The 19877-nt window shown below is 29.6% G+C and carries 19 protein-coding genes and 1 pseudogene; 1 reads left to right on the top strand and 19 read right to left on the bottom strand.

Going from position 1 to position 19877, the window contains the following annotated elements; genetic code table 11:
• Positions 1-12: 12 nt before the first annotated feature.
• From KGF52_RS03235 to KGF52_RS03260, 7 genes and pseudogenes are all read right to left on the bottom strand, one after another.
• Positions 13-837 carry a CPBP family intramembrane glutamic endopeptidase gene (locus KGF52_RS03235; RefSeq protein WP_227839126.1) on the bottom strand — a complete coding sequence of 275 codons (825 nt, stop codon included), beginning with the start codon at positions 835-837 and terminating at the stop codon, positions 13-15.
• 103 nt (positions 838-940) lie between these two features.
• Positions 941-1738: a MerR family transcriptional regulator gene (locus KGF52_RS03240; RefSeq protein ID WP_227828604.1), complete on the bottom strand. Its 798-nt coding sequence runs from the start codon at positions 1736-1738 to the stop codon at positions 941-943.
• A 201-nt stretch (positions 1739-1939) separates the two neighbouring features.
• Positions 1940-2005, bottom strand: a pseudogene (locus tag KGF52_RS21585) (hypothetical protein); the annotation flags it as partial.
• A gap of 506 nt (positions 2006-2511) precedes the next feature.
• Positions 2512-3366, bottom strand: a complete 855-nt coding sequence (locus KGF52_RS03245; RefSeq protein WP_227828603.1) for an acetyl-CoA hydrolase — start codon at positions 3364-3366, stop codon at positions 2512-2514.
• Between the two features lie 31 nt (positions 3367-3397).
• On the bottom strand, positions 3398-3910 hold the full coding sequence (locus KGF52_RS03250; RefSeq protein ID WP_227839127.1) for a DUF1097 domain-containing protein: 513 nt from the start codon (positions 3908-3910) through the stop codon (positions 3398-3400).
• A gap of 94 nt (positions 3911-4004) precedes the next feature.
• Positions 4005-4961 carry a flavodoxin family protein gene (locus KGF52_RS03255; protein WP_227828601.1) on the bottom strand — a complete coding sequence of 319 codons (957 nt, stop codon included), beginning with the start codon at positions 4959-4961 and terminating at the stop codon, positions 4005-4007.
• 26 nt (positions 4962-4987) lie between these two features.
• Positions 4988-6376: a hypothetical protein gene (locus KGF52_RS03260; RefSeq protein WP_227839128.1), complete on the bottom strand. Its 1389-nt coding sequence runs from the start codon at positions 6374-6376 to the stop codon at positions 4988-4990.
• Positions 6377-6648: 272 nt separating this feature from the next.
• Here KGF52_RS03260 and KGF52_RS03265 point away from each other — a divergent pair, with 272 nt between their 5' ends.
• Positions 6649-7530 carry a LysR family transcriptional regulator gene (locus tag KGF52_RS03265; protein WP_227839129.1) on the top strand — a complete coding sequence of 294 codons (882 nt, stop codon included), beginning with the start codon at positions 6649-6651 and terminating at the stop codon, positions 7528-7530.
• A gap of 100 nt (positions 7531-7630) precedes the next feature.
• Here the strand turns inward: KGF52_RS03265 and KGF52_RS03270 are convergent, their stop codons facing one another.
• The 12 genes from KGF52_RS03270 to KGF52_RS03325 all read right to left on the bottom strand — a co-directional run bounded on the left by KGF52_RS03270 (position 7631) and on the right by KGF52_RS03325 (position 19865).
• Positions 7631-8623 carry a sugar kinase gene (locus tag KGF52_RS03270; protein WP_227839130.1) on the bottom strand — a complete coding sequence of 331 codons (993 nt, stop codon included), beginning with the start codon at positions 8621-8623 and terminating at the stop codon, positions 7631-7633.
• A gap of 4 nt (positions 8624-8627) precedes the next feature.
• Positions 8628-9368, bottom strand: a complete 741-nt coding sequence (gene dagF / locus KGF52_RS03275; RefSeq protein ID WP_227839131.1) for a 2-dehydro-3-deoxy-phosphogluconate aldolase — start codon at positions 9366-9368, stop codon at positions 8628-8630.
• Positions 9369-9432: 64 nt separating this feature from the next.
• Positions 9433-10542 carry a DgaE family pyridoxal phosphate-dependent ammonia lyase gene (locus KGF52_RS03280; RefSeq protein ID WP_227839132.1) on the bottom strand — a complete coding sequence of 370 codons (1110 nt, stop codon included), beginning with the start codon at positions 10540-10542 and terminating at the stop codon, positions 9433-9435.
• 17 nt (positions 10543-10559) lie between these two features.
• Positions 10560-11693, bottom strand: coding sequence for an amidohydrolase/deacetylase family metallohydrolase (locus tag KGF52_RS03285; RefSeq protein WP_227839133.1), 1134 nt, complete (start codon positions 11691-11693; stop codon positions 10560-10562).
• A 1-nt stretch (position 11694) separates the two neighbouring features.
• Complete coding sequence (locus KGF52_RS03290; protein ID WP_227839134.1) at positions 11695-12789, bottom strand: MupG family TIM beta-alpha barrel fold protein; 1095 nt, start codon at positions 12787-12789, stop codon at positions 11695-11697.
• A 134-nt stretch (positions 12790-12923) separates the two neighbouring features.
• Positions 12924-14225: a PTS transporter subunit EIIC gene (locus KGF52_RS03295; protein ID WP_227839135.1), complete on the bottom strand. Its 1302-nt coding sequence runs from the start codon at positions 14223-14225 to the stop codon at positions 12924-12926.
• Between the two features lie 224 nt (positions 14226-14449).
• Complete coding sequence (locus KGF52_RS03300) at positions 14450-15151, bottom strand: GntR family transcriptional regulator (RefSeq protein WP_227839136.1); 702 nt, start codon at positions 15149-15151, stop codon at positions 14450-14452.
• 212 nt (positions 15152-15363) lie between these two features.
• The gene (locus tag KGF52_RS03305; protein ID WP_227839137.1) at positions 15364-15681 is read right to left on the bottom strand and encodes a PTS lactose/cellobiose transporter subunit IIA; all 318 of its coding nucleotides are present in this window, start codon (positions 15679-15681) and stop codon (positions 15364-15366) included.
• A 47-nt stretch (positions 15682-15728) separates the two neighbouring features.
• Positions 15729-16040, bottom strand: coding sequence for a PTS sugar transporter subunit IIB (locus KGF52_RS03310; RefSeq protein WP_227839138.1), 312 nt, complete (start codon positions 16038-16040; stop codon positions 15729-15731).
• Between the two features lie 304 nt (positions 16041-16344).
• On the bottom strand, positions 16345-16974 hold the full coding sequence (locus KGF52_RS03315; protein WP_227839139.1) for an alpha/beta fold hydrolase: 630 nt from the start codon (positions 16972-16974) through the stop codon (positions 16345-16347).
• 240 nt (positions 16975-17214) lie between these two features.
• Positions 17215-17694: a 23S rRNA (pseudouridine(1915)-N(3))-methyltransferase RlmH gene (rlmH, locus tag KGF52_RS03320; protein WP_227839140.1), complete on the bottom strand. Its 480-nt coding sequence runs from the start codon at positions 17692-17694 to the stop codon at positions 17215-17217.
• Between the two features lie 68 nt (positions 17695-17762).
• Positions 17763-19865 carry an EAL domain-containing protein gene (locus tag KGF52_RS03325; RefSeq protein ID WP_227839141.1) on the bottom strand — a complete coding sequence of 701 codons (2103 nt, stop codon included), beginning with the start codon at positions 19863-19865 and terminating at the stop codon, positions 17763-17765.
• Between the last annotated feature and the right edge of the window lie 12 nt (positions 19866-19877).

The raw sequence follows: 19877 nt of genomic DNA on the forward strand, positions 1-19877 counted from the left end.
TCCCTTACACTCTTAAAGAGTTTGTGTTGTGTTTTTAGAAAACTTTTTATATAGTGCATTTCTTGGATTTATAGCTATCAATACAATTGCAAATACCAAATATAATATTGCATAGTATTTTATAAGTTCTATTAAACTTCCACTAATTATCCCAATTAGAAAATTAAATAGTTGATGTATTATAATAGATACTAACAAAGTTTTATTTAAATTATAAAAAGTTGCCACTATAATACTAGTTGATATAATCGCAATCATAAAAAATATAATATATTTTATTAAATCAATCCCTGTAAATCCTGTTGTAAACCATATTGGTAAATGCCACATCCCCCACCAAAACCCTACTATTATTGATGCTTTTAAAGGAGAATGTTTTTTCTGAAGTTCACTTTGAACAAATCCTATCCAACCTAATTCCTCACCTAATGGACCTGCAAATAAATTTTTTAAGAATAAATATATAAACGCTCCCCATGATGAAACTGTGAAGCTAGGCATTATTCCATGATTTTTAGATGTTAATATAAGTATAACTACTATAGCTATTAAAACTTGTATACTAATTACTATAGATACTATTGAAAATTTAAATTTATTTCTAAATCTATCTTTTACATATACTAGAAATTTTTCATCTGGGTAAATTTTTTTAAATAATATCATAAATGCAAAAGTTGATGACCAGGCTGATATACACAAAGTAATGTCAGATACCACTGTTGGAAGTTTTAACATTCTAGTTGCTAATGCTAATAAAAAAAGTGGTAAGAAAATTATATTTGTTAAAATAATAAAACTTACTATAGGTCTTTTTAATGTTTTCTCTACTATCATAAGAACCCTCATTTCAAATTAATATTTAACTGCTATATAAGTTATAATTGCTTATACAATGAGTTTAAACCTATGAGTAAGTCTCAGGTCAATGTTTTTTATATTATTTTTTTATAGGTGCATATATTTCTAAAAATATGCGTTCAAGCCCTTCTTCGTAAGTAGTAAGCAATATGTTAACATAGACTATTCCAAGTAAGTCATATCCATTTTCTATTGCTATTTTTCTTAATCGGTCTTCCACCTTATCATCAATATTTTCTCCTCCAGTTGACCATCTTCCATCTTCAATAATAGTATAAATGCAATTTGGATGAGCGAGAACTTCACCTTCTATGTTTTTGTCAAAGCCCTCTATTTCTTTTACAATTATAAACTTCTCTCCTGTTATGCCTTCTTGACTAAAACTTATTACTCTTCTTAAAGCAGTTAATGTAACTGCTTTTTTTAGACTTTCTGTATTCTCTCTTAAAGTTTCATATTCATCATATTCAGTAACACTTTTTATTCTACCCTTTACTTCTAAAGGTTTCATTTCTTTTATTGCGTATTTCCCAAAATATTTTTTAATTTTGTCACAGTCTTCTTTAATTAACTGAATCTTTTTTAAAAGAAGCTTTTTATATTCTATTTCTTCCAATATGATTTGTTCTTTCTCTTCTAGCAAAAGCTCTAAATTATTTATACTCTTGCTTTTCATTATTTCTTGAATCTTTTTAATTTCGATATCAATTTCTCTATAAAAATTTATCGTTGTAATATCATATATATCAAACTGATTATATTTTCTATATCCATTTTCATCATTTTTCTTAGGTTTTACTAATCCCTTGTCTTCATAAAATTTTAGTGTATCTCTAGATATACCTAAAAATTTAGATACTTGTCCAATTGTATACATTGTATTCTCCTATTATTGATATATGCTCTTTATGTTCATTAAATTGCTTCTTATTAACAATTCCAGCATCTTCTAAATCTCGAATTGTCAAAATCAGCTTAGTATTTCTTAATCTTTGGAATTACTCTTTTTATTTCTCCAAAATATGAGTACACCATTTCTCATCTAATAATTCTAGTACATTTTTAACTGAGTATTTATCTATTTTTTACCTCTATTATCAGTAAGAGATTCTTGTCCATTAGCTTTATATTTCCTAAGCCAAGTGTAAACTTGTTAATATGATAAGTTATAAATATTATCTTGTCTACATATTTCTAATAATAATACTTTCCTTACAATATATTCTTGCACATATTTAATTTTTATTTCAAAAGATTTCCTAGACATAAAAATATTCCCTTTATTCTAACAGTTTTATTATTTCAACTGTCTACCATAAAGGGAACATCTTAATCTTTAAATACACTCTAAATTCTTTTTTAACAAATATTATCAATTTATTCTAATGCTGTTATTTCATATTTATTAGCCTTATTTATCATCAATATAAATATAAAACTACATATAACAGCTATAACCATTACTATAAATGTTGAATAATTAAGAATATCACCTAAAAATTGAAATCAATCCAACAACTTGTAGCTATTGTACTTGCTGATACATATTGTCCAACTTCAATTGCCACACCACTTACTTGAGATACTATGGCTAAACCGGATGCCTATAATAGTCATTGTGCACCACTTGCTTGTTATGAATTATAATTTTTATCTCATTGGAATATATCCACGATACTGTGAATATGCATCCATAGTTGCTATATCGCCTAAGAATACTGATGCAATATTAAATTGCGGCTTTAAATATGGGAACTCTTCTTCTTGTGCCCATTCTGGCTTTTTGATAAATGATTTTGTTCCTTCAACCACAGCTTTATACCATTCTTCTTCTCCTTCAAACCATAGTTCTACTACACGATCAAAGGCAGTTGCTCCATAGTTAATCATAATTTTACTACTTACAAAACGATTAACATAACAGCAGTTTGTAAAGTATGGAACTACTTCATCATAGAACCATTTTTCTCCTTCTTCTTTAGAAATGCCATCTGGATACTTAATCATAAATTGCCAGCGATAGTTTGGTCCATCTTGTACAGTACGCCCTTTTCCTCTAAAATCTTCTTCCCAGTTTATTGGAACAAAAGCAAATATAAATGGTGGACATCCGTTATCCCCACCTACTGCACGTCCTGCATCTCCACTTTCTGCATTCTCATGAACTTTTTTATTCTCCACATCTGGTATACACCCTTGCCAACGGAGAACATCCATAGGCATGTATTCTGTCATAATTCTATTTGCCATTTCAGGCATATGTTCATCTACAATCCAATAGTGCTCTGTTAATTGCATCTTACGTACACCAAAACGTTCGCCTTCATCTGGTGTAGGATACGCTTGATAAAAAGCATATTTAGTACAATATGGTCCAAAATTACTAATACTATCTGGAATATGGTAGCGATATAACCAGTCCATTAATTTAGGTCTATACTCTTCCTTAGCAAGTCCTACATATATTAAACTTCTCATTATTTTAAATTCAAATCCCATAAACATTCTCCTATAATCAAATTATATTCACATGCTTTCAATTTCCCGTTTTTTTATCTTTCTTCAAAATACACATAGTAAATAAATCTACACCTGCTCCTACATACCACACTCCTACTACCATAGCCACAGCAATTTGAATATAAAGACCTTGTAAGTTAATACTACTTTCACCTGTCATAATAGTTAGACCTATGGCCCAACCACAAAGCCATGCTGGTAGGAATATTATTTTTTCAAATAAAGATGCAATTATAACTGCAAAAAATCCTAATATACTAAGAGTTAAAAATAATTCTAGGTTTGGATTGAAATTCATACACTCCATAATTAAAATGGCCAAAACTGCCCATAAATCTCCACACCAAAAACCGAACATTATTTTTAATCCATCTTTTCGTTTATTACCATTTGTTACATATAGTCCTGCACAAATAAGTGCTACAGCTCCAGTTTTTATTCCTATATAAGGTGCTAACACTGCCCATAAAGGAGGTAGTAAAGCAATCCCTATAGCTAGTGTTAATATTTCTTTTTTCTTTCTATCCATTTCCTATATTATAATTAATAGCTTCTATAGCTTGCCTCATTCCGACTAACCTCATTGATATTGGATTTGCAATCATAGATACTATAAATTTTAATTATTCTCCTAATGAAAGTTCAACATGCTTTTCTTTTGTTGATGGTTCTATAAAATTGTAAGCTGTTTTTCTTTCTTTAAATTCTGGTGTTTTACGAACTTCTGCATAATGGCCTTCCATTTTCTTAATATCATCACCATGTATAAACTTGCCTGCTAAAGTATCATGAGCATGACCTAATTGTTCTTCTTGGAAACTAAATACAGTTTTTCCACTTGCAGTATCTAATTCTCCAACTATACCACATAGAGCACATATTGATTTTTTAGTACCTGGCTCAAGATAGAATAATCTATTATTACAATGTGGACAGACTCCTTCTTCTCCTTGGTATAAAGCTTTGTCAAAATCTTTTGCTGCTTCAACTATGTTTAAACCTATTTGATGAACTTGAGCAAGTTTTGAGTCATCCATTACTAATTCCTTTGCCCATGGGAACCAAGCATTATCTATAACTTTCCACATTGGTATTAAGGCTAGCATAGCATGCTCACATTGAACTCTTGTACCCCAGTCTGATCCTCCTATTCCCATGAATGATATTACTTTATCATTAAGCATTCTTGGGTCTGGAATTTTTCCTCCTGTAGCTTCTGCAACTTTTGTTCCTATAATATTATTTCCTCTATCTGCTCTTGGTCCAAAGCGATCCATTATAGTATGGAATAATCCTGATGCTCCTTCTTCAAAGATAGGGTCTGAAACTACTATCCCATCTGCACCTTTCATTTTGTCAAGTAACCATTCAAAATCATCCTTTAATACACACATACTACCTTTTCCAGATAATAAATTCTTAACACATGCACAACATCCAGTACAATGTTTAATGTTAAGAGATGACATTTGAATAAATTCTACTCCAGCTCCTGCTTCTTGAGCACCTTTAAGTGCCACTTTACACATTGTGTCATTATTTCCATTTTTTGTTCCAAAAGAAATACCTAGTATTTTCATTTTCAACTCTCCCTCTTTAGCATTTATTAATCTTCTTTCATTTTTAATATATAGAATCCATCATCTAAGGCATCTATGATGATGTAACCTCTATCATCAACAATAAGATCTTCTGTTACTGCCAAGCGTGGTCCAGGGAATCCTGGGAAATAAGATTCTTCTGGTGTTTTATTTGGATTTGGTGGTATAAAATATGCTAACTCTTTGATGTAATATGGATCTGATACATCATAAACCCTTAATCCTGCATGGAAATAACAACAATATACTCTATCTCCTCTTTGCTCTAGCCATGGTTTATTATCCATTGGCTCATGAAGGTTATGTGGTCCAAATGGCCCTGGTTTTCCTAGCCCTGCAACATTAAAGTTAAGATATGGGAAATCCTTCGGTACTTCAGGATATGGGAATTGAGCAATTAATGTTGGCCTTGTTGGATTACTAACATCAACCATATGTATATTATTCATGGCTTGAACATCTGTAATATTCTCTAGCTCAAAAAATTGGAAACGTTCTCCCTCATTTTGCACAACAACTAAATCTCTTCCTGGTAATGGTAGTGCTGTATGAGTTCTTGCTCCTGCAAGTCTACTAGAAAATGCAGGCATAAATGGTAATTCACCTAAACATCTTGGTCTTGTTAAATCCTCAACATCTAGTACAACTAAACCTGCTCCACCATAACCACAATATGCTTTTCCATCTCTTACAAATGGAGGTCCATGAAGCCATCCTTTATCCATAAATTCTGGACAATGCGCTGCCCCTGGATCAAAAGTTCTATTTGGATATCCATCTGCATATTGGTCTGGTCTCCACCACTTACCTATTTCCACTGGATTAGTTGGATCTATTATATCTATGACTCTATAAATCAGACCTTCAAAACCAACACAATCACTTGATAAATGGACATATCTTCCACCATTATACATAAATCTATGGACACCCATTACATGCTTTAATCCACAATCCCAGTATCCTAAAAACTTAGGATTTAAAGGGTCTTCTTTTAAACTATATATTCTAATTCCTGCTTCGCACTTAATACTTGCTAATTTAGCTTGGTCAACAAGTGCTCCTGGTCCACTTCCACAGCTCATAGCTACTATCATTAAATCATCTGCTATTTGAATTTTTGGAGTTGTTGTTGTAGGGTACTCTTTTGAATCTAACATTTGAAAATGTTTTATAAAGTGTGGATTATAAGGATCTGTAACATCACTAATCATTACTCCATTTTTTTTGCTTCCTCCAAAACAACATCCATATAAATAGTATTTTTCATCTCTTTTGTACAGAGCCATTTGAAACATTCCACAAGTTCCATCTAAGTCATTAAAGGAACAAACTTCAAGGTTTTTAACATATCCGTTATTCCCTTTTCCTTTTGCGTAAAATTTATCCTCCATTTTTTCTCCTTTCTCATTTAAAATATTATTAATTGGTATACTTTCATTTTATGGGACAAACTTACTTAAATCCAATATCGTTTTCATGGGAATATATAAGTTATTCTTATTAATAAGTTTATAAAATCTAGTATAAAGATATGTTTAAAACATATATTTTTATACAAATATTTTCCAATATTCTTTAAAAGTAACTTTTCTTATACTATAATAAGTTTTAATTATATATAAACAATGTTTACAAACAATCAAGTTTAAATAGGGGTGATTATTTGAATACTAAACAATTAGAATATTTTATATCTGTAGCAGAAAATCTAAGTTTTACCAAAACAGCAGAAAAGTTTTATATTTCCCAAACTGCTGTTACACAACAAATTAAAGCTTTAGAAGAAAAAATAAATGTAACTCTATTTACAAGAAGTAAACGACATGTTGAACTAACCCCAGCTGGAAAAGTTTTTTTATCTGAGGCACGTACTATAATAAAAAATATCAATGATGCTATTGAAAAAACACAACAATTTGCACATGGTTCCTTTGGAACTTTGAGTATTGGAATCTTAATAGGATATGAAAAAAACAAATTTCAACAATATTTAAAAGAATTTTCTAATACATACCCTAATATATCTATGGAAATTTGTACTAACGAGATAACTGAACTTTTAAACTTAGTGAAAAATAATTTTATGGATCTTGCCTTTGTTATTAATCCAGAAAATCAACCATTAAAAGATTTTGAATATAAGACTGTAGAAAGATATTCTTTGGTGGCTCTTTTACCCCCTGGTCATCCACTTTGCAATGAGGATTATATTGATTTAATTGAGCTACAACATGAGAAGTTTATTTTTGTAAAGGAAACAGGCGATGAATATGGGCAGAAGTCCATGATACAAAATAGATATCGTGAAGCGGGATTTGTACCTAATGTTGTGCAACGTTCAAATGATCTTAATACTATTGAATCATTAGTTGCCTCTAATATGGGTATATCCATTTTACCTTCATTTTGTGTTGTAGATACTATGATAAAGCAGGATATTGCAATTGTACCCATAAATGAAGTACAAAATAGAATAGAAGTTGTAGTTGTATGGAATAAAAACAATACAAATCCAGCATTAGAAAAATTTATTTCTATAATATAAAATTAATTAATATTAACTATAAAAATAGCATTAACCATCTTTCTATGGTTAATGCTATTTTCTATCTACTTATTATTTAATTTTTCATTCATTATTAATACTATCTCAATATATCTAATTTTTCATTGTTCATAAGTCTAAATACGTGATTCGTACTTACTAAAGAATTATCCCCATAAGTTGTATGGGCTAGCACTGAACTAGCAACCCCGAACTCAACTATATCTTCATTGCTCATCTTTTCCAAATATGAATATATAATTCCTGCTACATATCCATCTCCAGCACCAACTCTGTCATATATTTCTAACTTATATTCCTTACTTTCCAAATAGCCATCATTATTTGATATATATCCCTTTATAAATCTATTGTTCATATCATCAAATCTTCTCATAGTTCCAGCCACAATTTCTATATCATACTCTTTTTTAATCAATTCTGAACTCGATTTTATATCTAGAGTGTCTATATTAAGTATTTTATTTATATCTCTATAGCTAGCAAATAATCCATGGCAATATGGTAGTATTTTTTTATAATCATCTACTAAATTATCATAAGTCTTGTCTGGATTTAGCGATTGTCTAAAATTAAAATCAAAGAATACTTTTATTCCCTTTTCATAAGACTTTTTAGCTAGTTCTAAAGCAATCTCTTTAACTGAATCTGTAAGTTGCATAGCAATCCCACATATGTGGACTACATCTATTCCTTCTAGACAATTATCAATATCATATTCTTGTAGCCTACTCTCGCAAAATGAACTATTTAGCCTATTTAAATAAGTCACTTCTGAAGGCCTTTCTCCATATCCAGTCTCAAGAAAATATACTCCTATATGATTTCCTCCATATGTAATAAAATCATCTTTTACTCCAAGTTTTCTTATGTTTGCACTTGACGCTTTACCTACATTGTTATTAGGCAACTTTGTTAAAATATAGGTATTGTATCCAAAGTTTTGAAGTCCAGATAATATATTTAACCCTGTACCTGTAATTACATAATTTAATTGGTCTGTTTGTGTTAAAAACTTATAATCAGGTACTGAAAGTCTCATCATTATTTCACCAAAAGCTAATATATTCATAAATCTACCCCAATAATTCTTTTATTATTTTGTAAAGTGTTTTTATATCTTCTACTTTTGTATAACCTGTTTCTTTATCGATTATTGATGTATAAACATGAGGTATAACTTTTTCTACACCATTATCAAGTGCAATTTGAACTATCTCTTTGAAGTTATCTAAGTCTATACCTCCTGTTGGCTCTAGATAAAAGTCATGCTTTGCGCAAGCTTTTGCAACTTCTATATATTCATCTTTTGTTTTAAGCCCTCCCATTGGGAAAAACTTAACTGAACTTCCTCCCATATCCTTCATCATAGCTATAGCTGTCTCTATAGGAACTATACCATCTTCCTCCTTTGAGCTTAATGGACCTGTAGATATCTTTACAAATCCTGGCTTACCAGTTGGAGAAACTAATCCATTTATTATGCTATTGTCTTGACCAAGTAATGCTCTAGATGTAGCTATACCTGTAAATACTTGGTTTATATGTTGTGGTTGAAGCTCTTTAGAAATTTGAGATACCATATTTGATTGATTTGGGTCTCCAGCTCCAAGTCCTACGGATACTGCATTATCTATTTCCTTTGAGTACTTTTTCATATCTTTAATAGCTTCTTCTACAGTACTATAATTCTTCGATAGTACTCCTACTAATGCATGCCCATCGCAAGCATCATATACTTCTTTAGCATTTTTTATGTTTCCTGCAAGAACATTTAAACAAACTCTATCTTTATAATATTTTGGTGTACAATTCATATTAATCTCCTCTTCTAGTAAAATTTAATTTAATAAGTCATTATCGTTTTATTTACCTTATTTTCTATTTTTCTATTATCTCTTTTATTCTATTATAAATAATATCTAAATCATCTTTACTTACACTTCTTATATCAACCTCTATCTTGCCTTCATTAGCCTTATAATCTCTAGTGTATATGGATATCTCTCCACCTCTAAGCTCATTTATAATTTGTTGTATTGATTTATTTATTATATCTTCATTAAAATTAATTTCTCCACGCAGTATTTCTCTGCCCGCTGAATCTCTAGTTATATTAGCACTTATCCCATTTAGAGTATTTATCTTGTCTATAAATGGATTTAGCTTATCCTCCATTTCTTTTAAAGTTACTTTATCATTATTTATATATCTCTCAATTGCACATGTTAAACCTACTATATTTTCTTTTCCTATTTTCATAGCTCTTCCAATACCCTTTGATTGAAGCTTTACATTATCTATATATTTTTTCTTACCTATTACTAACCCTGAACTAGGTCCCTCTATAGCCTTTGCGCCACTGTATATCACTAAGTCTGCTCCTAGTTCATAGTATACTTTTAAATCTTCCTCTGCCGCTGCATCTACTATTAAAGGTAAATTGTATTCTTTGGCAACTTGTACTGCATCTAATACGCTTAGCATACTCTTTTGAACACAATGATGAGATTTAATATACATAATTGCCGCTGTATTGTCATTTATCTCTCTTCTTATATGTTCCTTGTTGCACATATTAGCATAGCCAGCCTCAACAACTTCTCCTCCTCCAAGTCTTATCATTGTTTCTACTGGGACTCCATAGTCAACATTATGCCCTTTTGGAATTATTATTTCCCTTTTAACTTGCTTTTTAGGATTATTTATATTGTAAACTAGACTCATATCATCCCTTGCTATCATTGCACCTACACTCTGTGCAATTCCAGCAGATGCACTAGAAACTATTACTGAACTTTCACACTCTAATAAATTTGCTATATATTCACCTGTTTTATTTACAAGTTCTTCTACTATAAAGAAATTTTTACACCCTTCACCGATTGCTTCAATAACTTCCTTATCTAATGTTGACACCCCTAGTATAGTCATCTTACCTGAGGCATTTATAACACGTCTTACAGAGTACTTTTCAAATACACTACTCATACAATATTCTCTCCTTCCTATTCATTCTCCTTTGTAGACTCACCTATATTCAAATACTCTCCATTAATTACTACCGCTCTTGGCTTTATGGACGTATTTGTGATTACTGACTTATTCAAAGAATCTTGAAGTTCTTTTTCTTCATTCACCACGTCAAATATAGTTAAATCAGCATCATATCCTTCTTTTATTAAACCTTTATTTTTCAAGTTTATTGCATTTGCTGCATTTTTAGTAACCTTATTTATTATATCTTCAAGTGAGTAACCCATATATATAAACTTTTCCATTGTTGTAGATAAGCTATATACTGGACCATTTATTCTATTTTTAATATATATATCTGTACTTATGGTATCTGGAAAAAGTCCCACATCCTTAGCTTTCATTGCAACATCAATACTAAAACTTTCTGTTCCATGACCTACATCAAGGATTATACCTCTTTCTCTAGCTTCTATAATTTCCTCTTTAATCTTATTACCTTTTAATATTCCATTTGGTTTTCCATTATATATATGAGTTAATATATCTCCTTTTTCCATATAACCTAATATATCCTCTATAGTTGGAGGAGAACTTCCAAAGTGAACCATCATAGGTAGATTAAGTTCTTTTTTAATTCTTTTAGCTAACTTCAAAGGTTCAATTCCATTTGAAATTACAACACTTTTACTCATTCTAGCTTTGATTCCAACAACAAAATCTTTATATTTTTTAACTGCATTTTTAAGTTCATCCTCATCAATGTTCATCATATTTGAAAGTTCATCTTGAGATGTTATTCCCTGCTTAGCAATATTTATTAAAGCATACACGTTTGTTTTGTACTTTTTAGTATCCTCATAAAATTTCTCTATATCTAAAGCACCTGTTGTCCCTGTATCTACTACAGTAGTAACTCCACTTTTTATTCCAACCTCATCAGGATAATCTTTATAAATCTCTAACCTTTCGTAGCAGTGTGTATGTATATCTATCCACCCTGCGCTAATAAATGTCTTTCCGTCTAGATTTATAATTTGGTTTGCCTGATACTTAGAATCATCTATCTGATTTTTTACTTCTATTATTTTATCATCTAATATAGCTATATCAATTATACTTTTATCTACTGTTTTTCCACCTTTGATTAATATGTCTATCTTCACTTTACTCTCCCTCTAAAACAAGCTTAAATTTACTCCAAGGTTCAATAAAGTCCAAAAGTATTATTTCATCTTCTGTTATTCTGGCAACCTTATTTTTTCTTTCATCTTCACAATCTTGAAGTATCAACTGTAATTCCCCTTTATACTTTCCAAAGTCATCATTACCAATCACTACATCTCCTCTTTTAAAGATGCCCGTATTATCATGTTTAGGGAACTTTTCTTTAGTATATTTTTTTCTTACCTCTGTAGATCTTGCTACCTGATTAGTTATGTCACCTCTTCTAAAGTGTTGCTCATTTACTATTATTGTTTTTTCTACTTCAGAAGTTTTTTCCTCAGCTACTACACTAAATACAACTTGATATTTATTTACTTCAGACATTCTTTTTAATTCATCTTCACTTGCATATGCATTTCCTACAATAACATCATCAATCAAACCAGTTGCGAATAAGTGCTTAGTTGCTGTAGCTATATCTAAATTTCTATGCATTTCAAGTGTGCAAAGTCCATCATTTATATTCCAAGGTCCTATTGTTGCGTATTTTGAATTAACAAAAGCGGCAGTTCTTATTCCATACTTTTTAAATCTATTTGAACATCTTACAAAGAAATCATATGGCAAGCCTGTACCCCTTTGAGGATAAAAATTGTGACAACCATATATATTATTTACATTTGGCTTGTAAGTAATTATATTATCTAAGTACGCTACATCATTACTCATATTTAGCTCTACTTTTAAATCATATGGATTGAAAGAAATCATAGCTTCTTTACTTCCATCATATCCATAGTCAAGTCTTATTCCACTAGCACTTAACTCATTAAAAAATGTTAAATCATCATAAGATATTTCTAATATATCAAATATATTTGGAGCTATATCAAGGATTACTTCAAATCCTAAGTCTCTTGAATAAGTTATAATCTCTTTAAAATGTTTTTTAACCTCATCTTTTGGTCTTGTAATTGAAAGCATACACATAAATATTCTTTTAAATCCATACTTTGAAGCCATTTTTATATATGCCTTATCATCTTCCATGTTACTATGCTCTGGATATACTGATATTCCTAATCTTCTTTCCATCTTTCTCCTCCTAAAATTACACTTTTTAAAATATATAAAATAAAAGTGAAGGTAATTCCTCCTACCTTCACCTTTAATAATTTGTAAGTTTTTTCTATATTATATACAGTACAAAACTTCTATTATATGTATTTTTATAAACGTTCACCCATTTCTTTTTGCTCTCTTTGTAATTGTTGCTTTTCAAAAACCTTGAAGAACGGATAATAAACAACAAATGATATCGCAAAGTTGATTAATACTAAGATACCTGCCATTATACTCCAGTTAGTACTCATTACTGCTGCTATTGGTGCTGGCATTGCAAATGGTAATCTTGCTACCATCATAGGTATAATACCTGTAATAGTAAGAACATACGATAGAGCTGTCATTATTATAGGCCCAATTATAAATGGTATTCCTAGTATTGGATTCATAACTATTGGTGCTCCAAATATTATAGGTTCATTTATATTGAATAACCCTGGTAAAAATCCTAATCTGCCTAAACTTTTTAGGTATTTTGACTTAGAAAACATAAACATTACAACTAATGCAAGAGTAGCTCCTGCTCCTCCTATCCATACATACCATTGTAAAAATTGTTCTGTAAATATATTTGGCATTGCATGAGCTGATACTCCTTCTGTGAATGCAGTTATATTTTCTGCTATAGACATATCCCATATAGGTCTTATTACTGGACCCATTATAGCTGGACCATGTATTCCAAGTACCCAGAATACTGTTATTAAGAATACTGTTAGTATTCCACCACCTAAACTATTTCCTGATAAGAATCCTTTTAAAGGTGATAACATAGCACTTAGTGCTGCACTTATATCAAATCCTAATATATGTCTTATTACCCAGAATAACATTAGTACTACTGCCGTTGGTAATAATGCAGTAAATGAGTTTGAAACCTCTAGTGGCACCCCTGCTGGCATCTTAATTGTAATATTCTTTTCCTTCATGAAACGATATATCTCAACTGTAATTAATGATGTTACGATTGCTCCAAATAATGATGGTGAATTAAGTTTCGCCATATCCATCCATCTACCAGCTTCTATAACTCCCCCTACGGGTTCAACTACTTGAGTTGGAACTATTGTAGAAACTAAAAATGCCATAACTGCAAGCATCCCAACACCTGTTGTGTCTAGATTATAGCTTTTAGCAAGTGACGACGCTATTCCAAAAGTAGCGTATAGAGATAAAAATCCTACAGTATATCTAAACGGTATATCTAACGTTTCTCTGAATGGAGCTATAAAATCCATATAAGCATCAATAGGTATGTTTAATAATATTGTAAAAAATGATCCCACTATCGTTAGTGGTAATGTTGCTATTATACCTGCTCTTACAGCTCTCATATGTCTTTGATTGCTTATCTTCGCTGCTACAGGCATAATCTTACGCTCTAAAAAACTTGCGAATTTTTCCATAGTTCCCCCCTATATTAGTGATATTCTCCTTTATTTACAACACAATAACGATTTCATGATGAAAATTAATTTTTATACAATTGATAATATCACTTATTTGATTAATAAGATTATAACATTATAATCTTTAATTGTAAACATTATAATGTTATAATCTTATTTATTTTTATAAAATAAAATCCTGAGCATATTATCATTTTAATAAACTCAGGATTTTTATTATATTATATTTCATATTTAATTACATAATTTTGTACTTCTGTATTGTATCTTGCAAATGATAACTCAACGATACTATCATTCTCATCATAGGTCTTTCTCTTTCTTCCAAGTAATGTGTCTTTTTCTAGATTTAGAGCCTTTGATACTTCCAATTCTGATTCTTCTATAAAAAATTCATCTTCAAACCTAGTTATATTTATATTTCTCCTATATAAATACATATATAAAGAACTTTCATTATTAAAACTTTCAACAGTTAGATTTTCGTCAAAAGGTATATAATGAGTAAAATATATATATGGTTTACTATCCAAGTAATACATTCTAGTAATCTTGCTACATTTTTCTCCAAATATACTAAATACTTGTGAGTTTGTATCATTTATAATTTTTTCAATTGAAATAGTCTCTTTAGATAACTTATGACCTTTAGATAAAAGTATACTTGAAAAAGAATCTGCCTTAGATAGCTTATTAAAAAGACTATTACTTATTACTTTTGTCCCTTTTCCACTCTTTTTCTCTACATATCCTTCTGATTCTAATATCTCAATAGCTTTTCTAACAGTAATTTTACTAACCCCAAACGCTTGCTCTAACTCTCTTTCTGTTGGAATATTTTCATCGATTTTATATTCATTATTTAATATTTTTTGCTTTAATATCTCTACGACTTGTATATATAATGGTTGATTTTTTAACATGATTCACCTCTTAAATTATATGTTATAATATTATAACATATAATCTTATACTATTAATAGTAAATATATATTAACTTTAAGCTCAATATAAAAAGAGCCCTCAAAATAAACTTAGTGTACTACGCTTCAATTATTGAACCAACATTCTAACGATTGGTGTGCAGTACATAATTTATATTTTTAGAACTCTTTCAATTTATTCTCTTTAATTTTTATTTATCTTGTAACTTCAAATGTAAGTCAACGATTTCCTCAGCTAACTGTTGAAAATTCATACCATTCATTAAGTGATCTTGTGCATGTACAAGTATAACACTCATTTCAGTCTTATTCCCACTAGCTTCATTTTGTATTAATTCTGTTTGATATCTATGCGCCTTATTTATAACTTCCTTAGACTCTTTTAATAATTCTTTTGCTTTTTCTATGTTTCCATTTTTAGCTTCTTGTATTGCCTCAAAAGCTAATCCCTTACCTTCACCTGCATAGCCTATTATACCAAAAGAAATCTCTATAATCTTTTCGTCCATCCCTTGATTCTCCCAATTTATATATTAAAAACACGTTATATTTTCTATTACTTAGCGTTGTTAAGTTCCATTGCTCTATCTAAAACAGCTTTTCCATTAACTGTACCATAGTGCATCATATTTATAAGCTCTACTGGTATATTATGTGGCTTAGCTATTTCCTGAGCCTTAGACAATACATATCTAACTTGTGGCCCTAATAATAAAACATCACATTTTTCTATTTCATTTTGTATATTTGATTCTGGTATTGCCCAAATTTGTGACTCTATACCGCTTTCTTTAGCTGCATCTTCCATCTTAGTAACTAATAAACTTGTAGACATACCCGCTGAACAAGCCAACATTATTTTTATCATATATTTACCTCCAAATTTTTATTAACAATCAGTTTAAACATTATAATGTTATAATATTTTATTTAATTCTACCTCAAATGTAATATACTTTCAATACTTTTTTATTATTTTAATATTATTAATTGCTAAACTGAAAAAACCGCATCACTTATTTGTGATACGGCTCACCATCAACAATCAACTCACAAAATTTATATAGAAGTATAAATCATACCATCTAAAAAAACACCTCTTTAAATTGAATTTTATGTATCTTATATTTATTTGGTTCAGTTGTATCAAATCTATTTAGTAATTTGTATTATTATAGTTTTTGTTTACAATAAAAGAATCTGATTATTTTTGCTAATTCTTTTGGTGAATCGGTATTTACCTCATGTCCAGCATTTTTCACAAATTGAATTTCTGATTTTATTATACCTTTAGCTATATTACTTGTAGCTTTTTTATTTGCTTTATCTTTTTCTCCACATATAACCAACACAGGGCATGAAATATTTTTTAGATTTTCACTAAAATTTAAATTCATCATTGAATTTATTAATTCAATAAAATCTTTCTTTCTAAGTCCCATACCCTTAAAAGATTTCTGAGGTATAAATCTAAAAATAATATTTTGAAGTTTGAGTAATACTTTTGGCATTTCATATTGTGTCGCTATCAATATCAAGGATTTAACTTTTGAAGGATTATCTATCGCATAATTTAATGCAAGAACTCCCCCCAATGAAAGTCCACATAGGTTTAAAGGTTCCGAAAAATCATCACAATACTGTGAAAAGGATTGATATAGATTCGAATACGTTACATCTTCCTCTCTTAGAAATAAAGATAATTCTGGACATATAAGCCTCTCTTGTCCTCTCATATAAGAAATTACTTTATCCCAACTTGATGAATTTTGTCCAAGACCATGAATTAATACATACTGCATTATATACTTCCTTTCTATCAATTTATAATTCGTTGTTATATTTTATTAATAATTTAATATTTTGCTATTGGATATTAGTTATTCAAACTCCCCCCTTTTATAAAAAAATAAATTATAGGTTGTAACTATACAACTTTCTATGTAAATGCTTTAGAGCTACCTATTTTTATCAAATTAAATACAAATTTTATTATAAGTAACTGTATATCATTTCACATATAAAAAATAAAACCGTATTACTTACTTATGATACGGTTCTCCATTATTTATTCTATAAGCCCTATAAATCTGCTCTAACAATATCAATCTCATCATCTGATGAGGAAAAGTCATCCTAGAAAAAGACAATCTATAATCAGCCCTAGCTAAAACCTCATCAGAAAGCCCTAATGAGCCTCCTATTATAAAACAAAGACTACTGTTGCCTCTAACTGCTAAATCACTCATGGTCTTAGCAAGTTCTTCAGAAGACAAATTCTTTCCATCAATAGCCAAAGCTATAACATAACTATTATGCTTTATCTTCCCTAAAATTCTCTTTCCTTCTTTATCTTTTATAATTTCCATTTCCTTGGCACTTAAATTTTCTGGAGCTTTTTCATCATCTAGCTCTATAATTTCCAACTTACAATACTTAGAAAGTCTCTTTCTAAATTCATCAATACCTAACTTTAAATATTTTTCTTTAATTTTACCTACTACAACTATACTTATATTCATATACTTCTCCTAAACTTAATCTTATTACAAATTTATATACTAATATAACTTACAAATCATTAGAAAAGTTATTTAGCAAGTGCTCGATTTGCATAATCTATAAACTCCTCAAAAGGTATAGCTTTACTATAATAATATCCTTGATATATTTCACATCCTAGGCCATACAACTTATCTCTCTGATTTAAATTTTCAACATACTCCACGATTATATCAAAATCTAGGTTTTTTGAAAGATTTACAATAGACATTATGATTTCACTACTTCTTTTGTTTATAAGTATCTCTTTAACAAGAGAGCCATCTAACTTAACTATATCAAAATTATTATTTTGAAGGTATATAAGAGAACTATGTCCCATTCCAAAATCATCCATAATAAGCTTTATTCCTAAGTCATGTATCGCATTTATACGTTCAATGATTATCTGGGAGCCTGACAGTGCAACTTGCTCCGTGATTTCTATGCCAAGCATATTAGGATTGATATTCTTATTCTCAATTATATTTTTTATTTGCTCTGGCAAATTAGGGTCATTAAGTTGGTCTGGAGATATATTTACAGAAAATTTAATAGGATTTATTAGTAAGCTTTCACTTTTCTTTAAATCAATACAAGCTTTATTAATAATATACTCTCCAAGTTCATCTAAAAAACCTTCTTCTTTAGCTAAAAGTATAACAAGTGGTGGATAAATAAATCCCCCTATTGAATGTCTCCATCTAAGTAATCCCTCTGCCCCTACAACATTTCCATCATAATTAACTTGCGGTTGGTAAAAAAGCTCTATTTCTTCCTTTTTCATAGCAAACTTTAAATCCGATGCTAGCATTTTTGAGATTGAACCTATTTTTCCACTGTGATTTAAAATATTTGGTTGTTCTCCTGTTAATTCACACTTCTTTACTAAATTTGTTAAGTTTTCTATATTATTTTTGAACATGTAAATATATCTATTTTGTGACATCTTTATAAATGGAATATAAATCATAACTCCTACACACAAATTAAACAATTGCAACAAACTTCCTCTTATTGAGTCCGTAGCCATATATCCACTTAAAAATATCGGTGATGTCCACTCTACAGCAGAAACTGTACAAGGTACAAGCCCTGTAGCCATAGCTACATAACTTGTAATTGTTAGAATTATAGGTGTAATTATAAAAGGTATGAACATAATATAGTTAAAAACAATTGGAATCCCAAAAACTAACATTTCATTTATATTAAAAAGAGCTGGTATTGAAGCAATTTTAGCAAGCTTCCTTACATTTATACGCTTCTCACTAAGAAAAATGGCAATTACTAAACATAACAAAGCTCCACATCCACCCAATAAAACCATTGTATCAAAAAAAGTCTTAGTAAAAATTTCTGTTGGTAATTGATTGTTGTTAACTAAATTTATGTTAATTGCCATTCCATTTTCAAATAAATTTTTTGCAACTGTATCAAGTACGTTGCTCCCATGAATACCAAAGAACCACATAAAATGCATTAGAAATATAAACAGCAAAGCACTCATAAGGTTTCTTCCCATACTCTTAAATATATTTGAAAATAAATTATAAAATATATCTTGAAAATTCGAACTTCCAATTAGATTTATTACTATTACACGCAAAATAGAAAATAAAAATACTACAATTATAAAGGGAATTATTGCTGAAACAACCATATTAAAATCAGCATCTGCCCCTTCTGTATGAAATTTTACACTTGTAATAAACGATTCTGTGAGCTTTACAAATAATATAGAAGACGTTATGGAAACAATAATAGCTGTAAACAACCACTTTGTTTTAAATATTTCCACATAAGAATCCAGTTCATTACCATGTGAAAACACTAAAAAAGAGCACATTGCAACTATAGGAACAAGTACTGTATACTTGCTCCCATAGATTTTTCCATAGCTATAACTTATCGTCAACAATATTATCAATGAGATAATTCCTAAGGTAGAATCATTTATAAATGTAAGAATATTTGAAATTTCACCATTAAATAAACTTGCTATATATTCTTGATAAATTTTTATTGGAAGATTCAAAATAACAAGAGCAATTGAACCAGTCATAATAGCAGGTATTGCTAAAATCATTCCTTGCTTTATAGAATATAAGATTTTATTATCCTCAACATTTTCGAAATTTCTTTTTAGCAAAGTTATTCACCT

The organism is Clostridioides sp. ZZV15-6597, assembly GCF_020657815.1.
GTDB lineage: Bacteria > Bacillota > Clostridia > Peptostreptococcales > Peptostreptococcaceae > Clostridioides.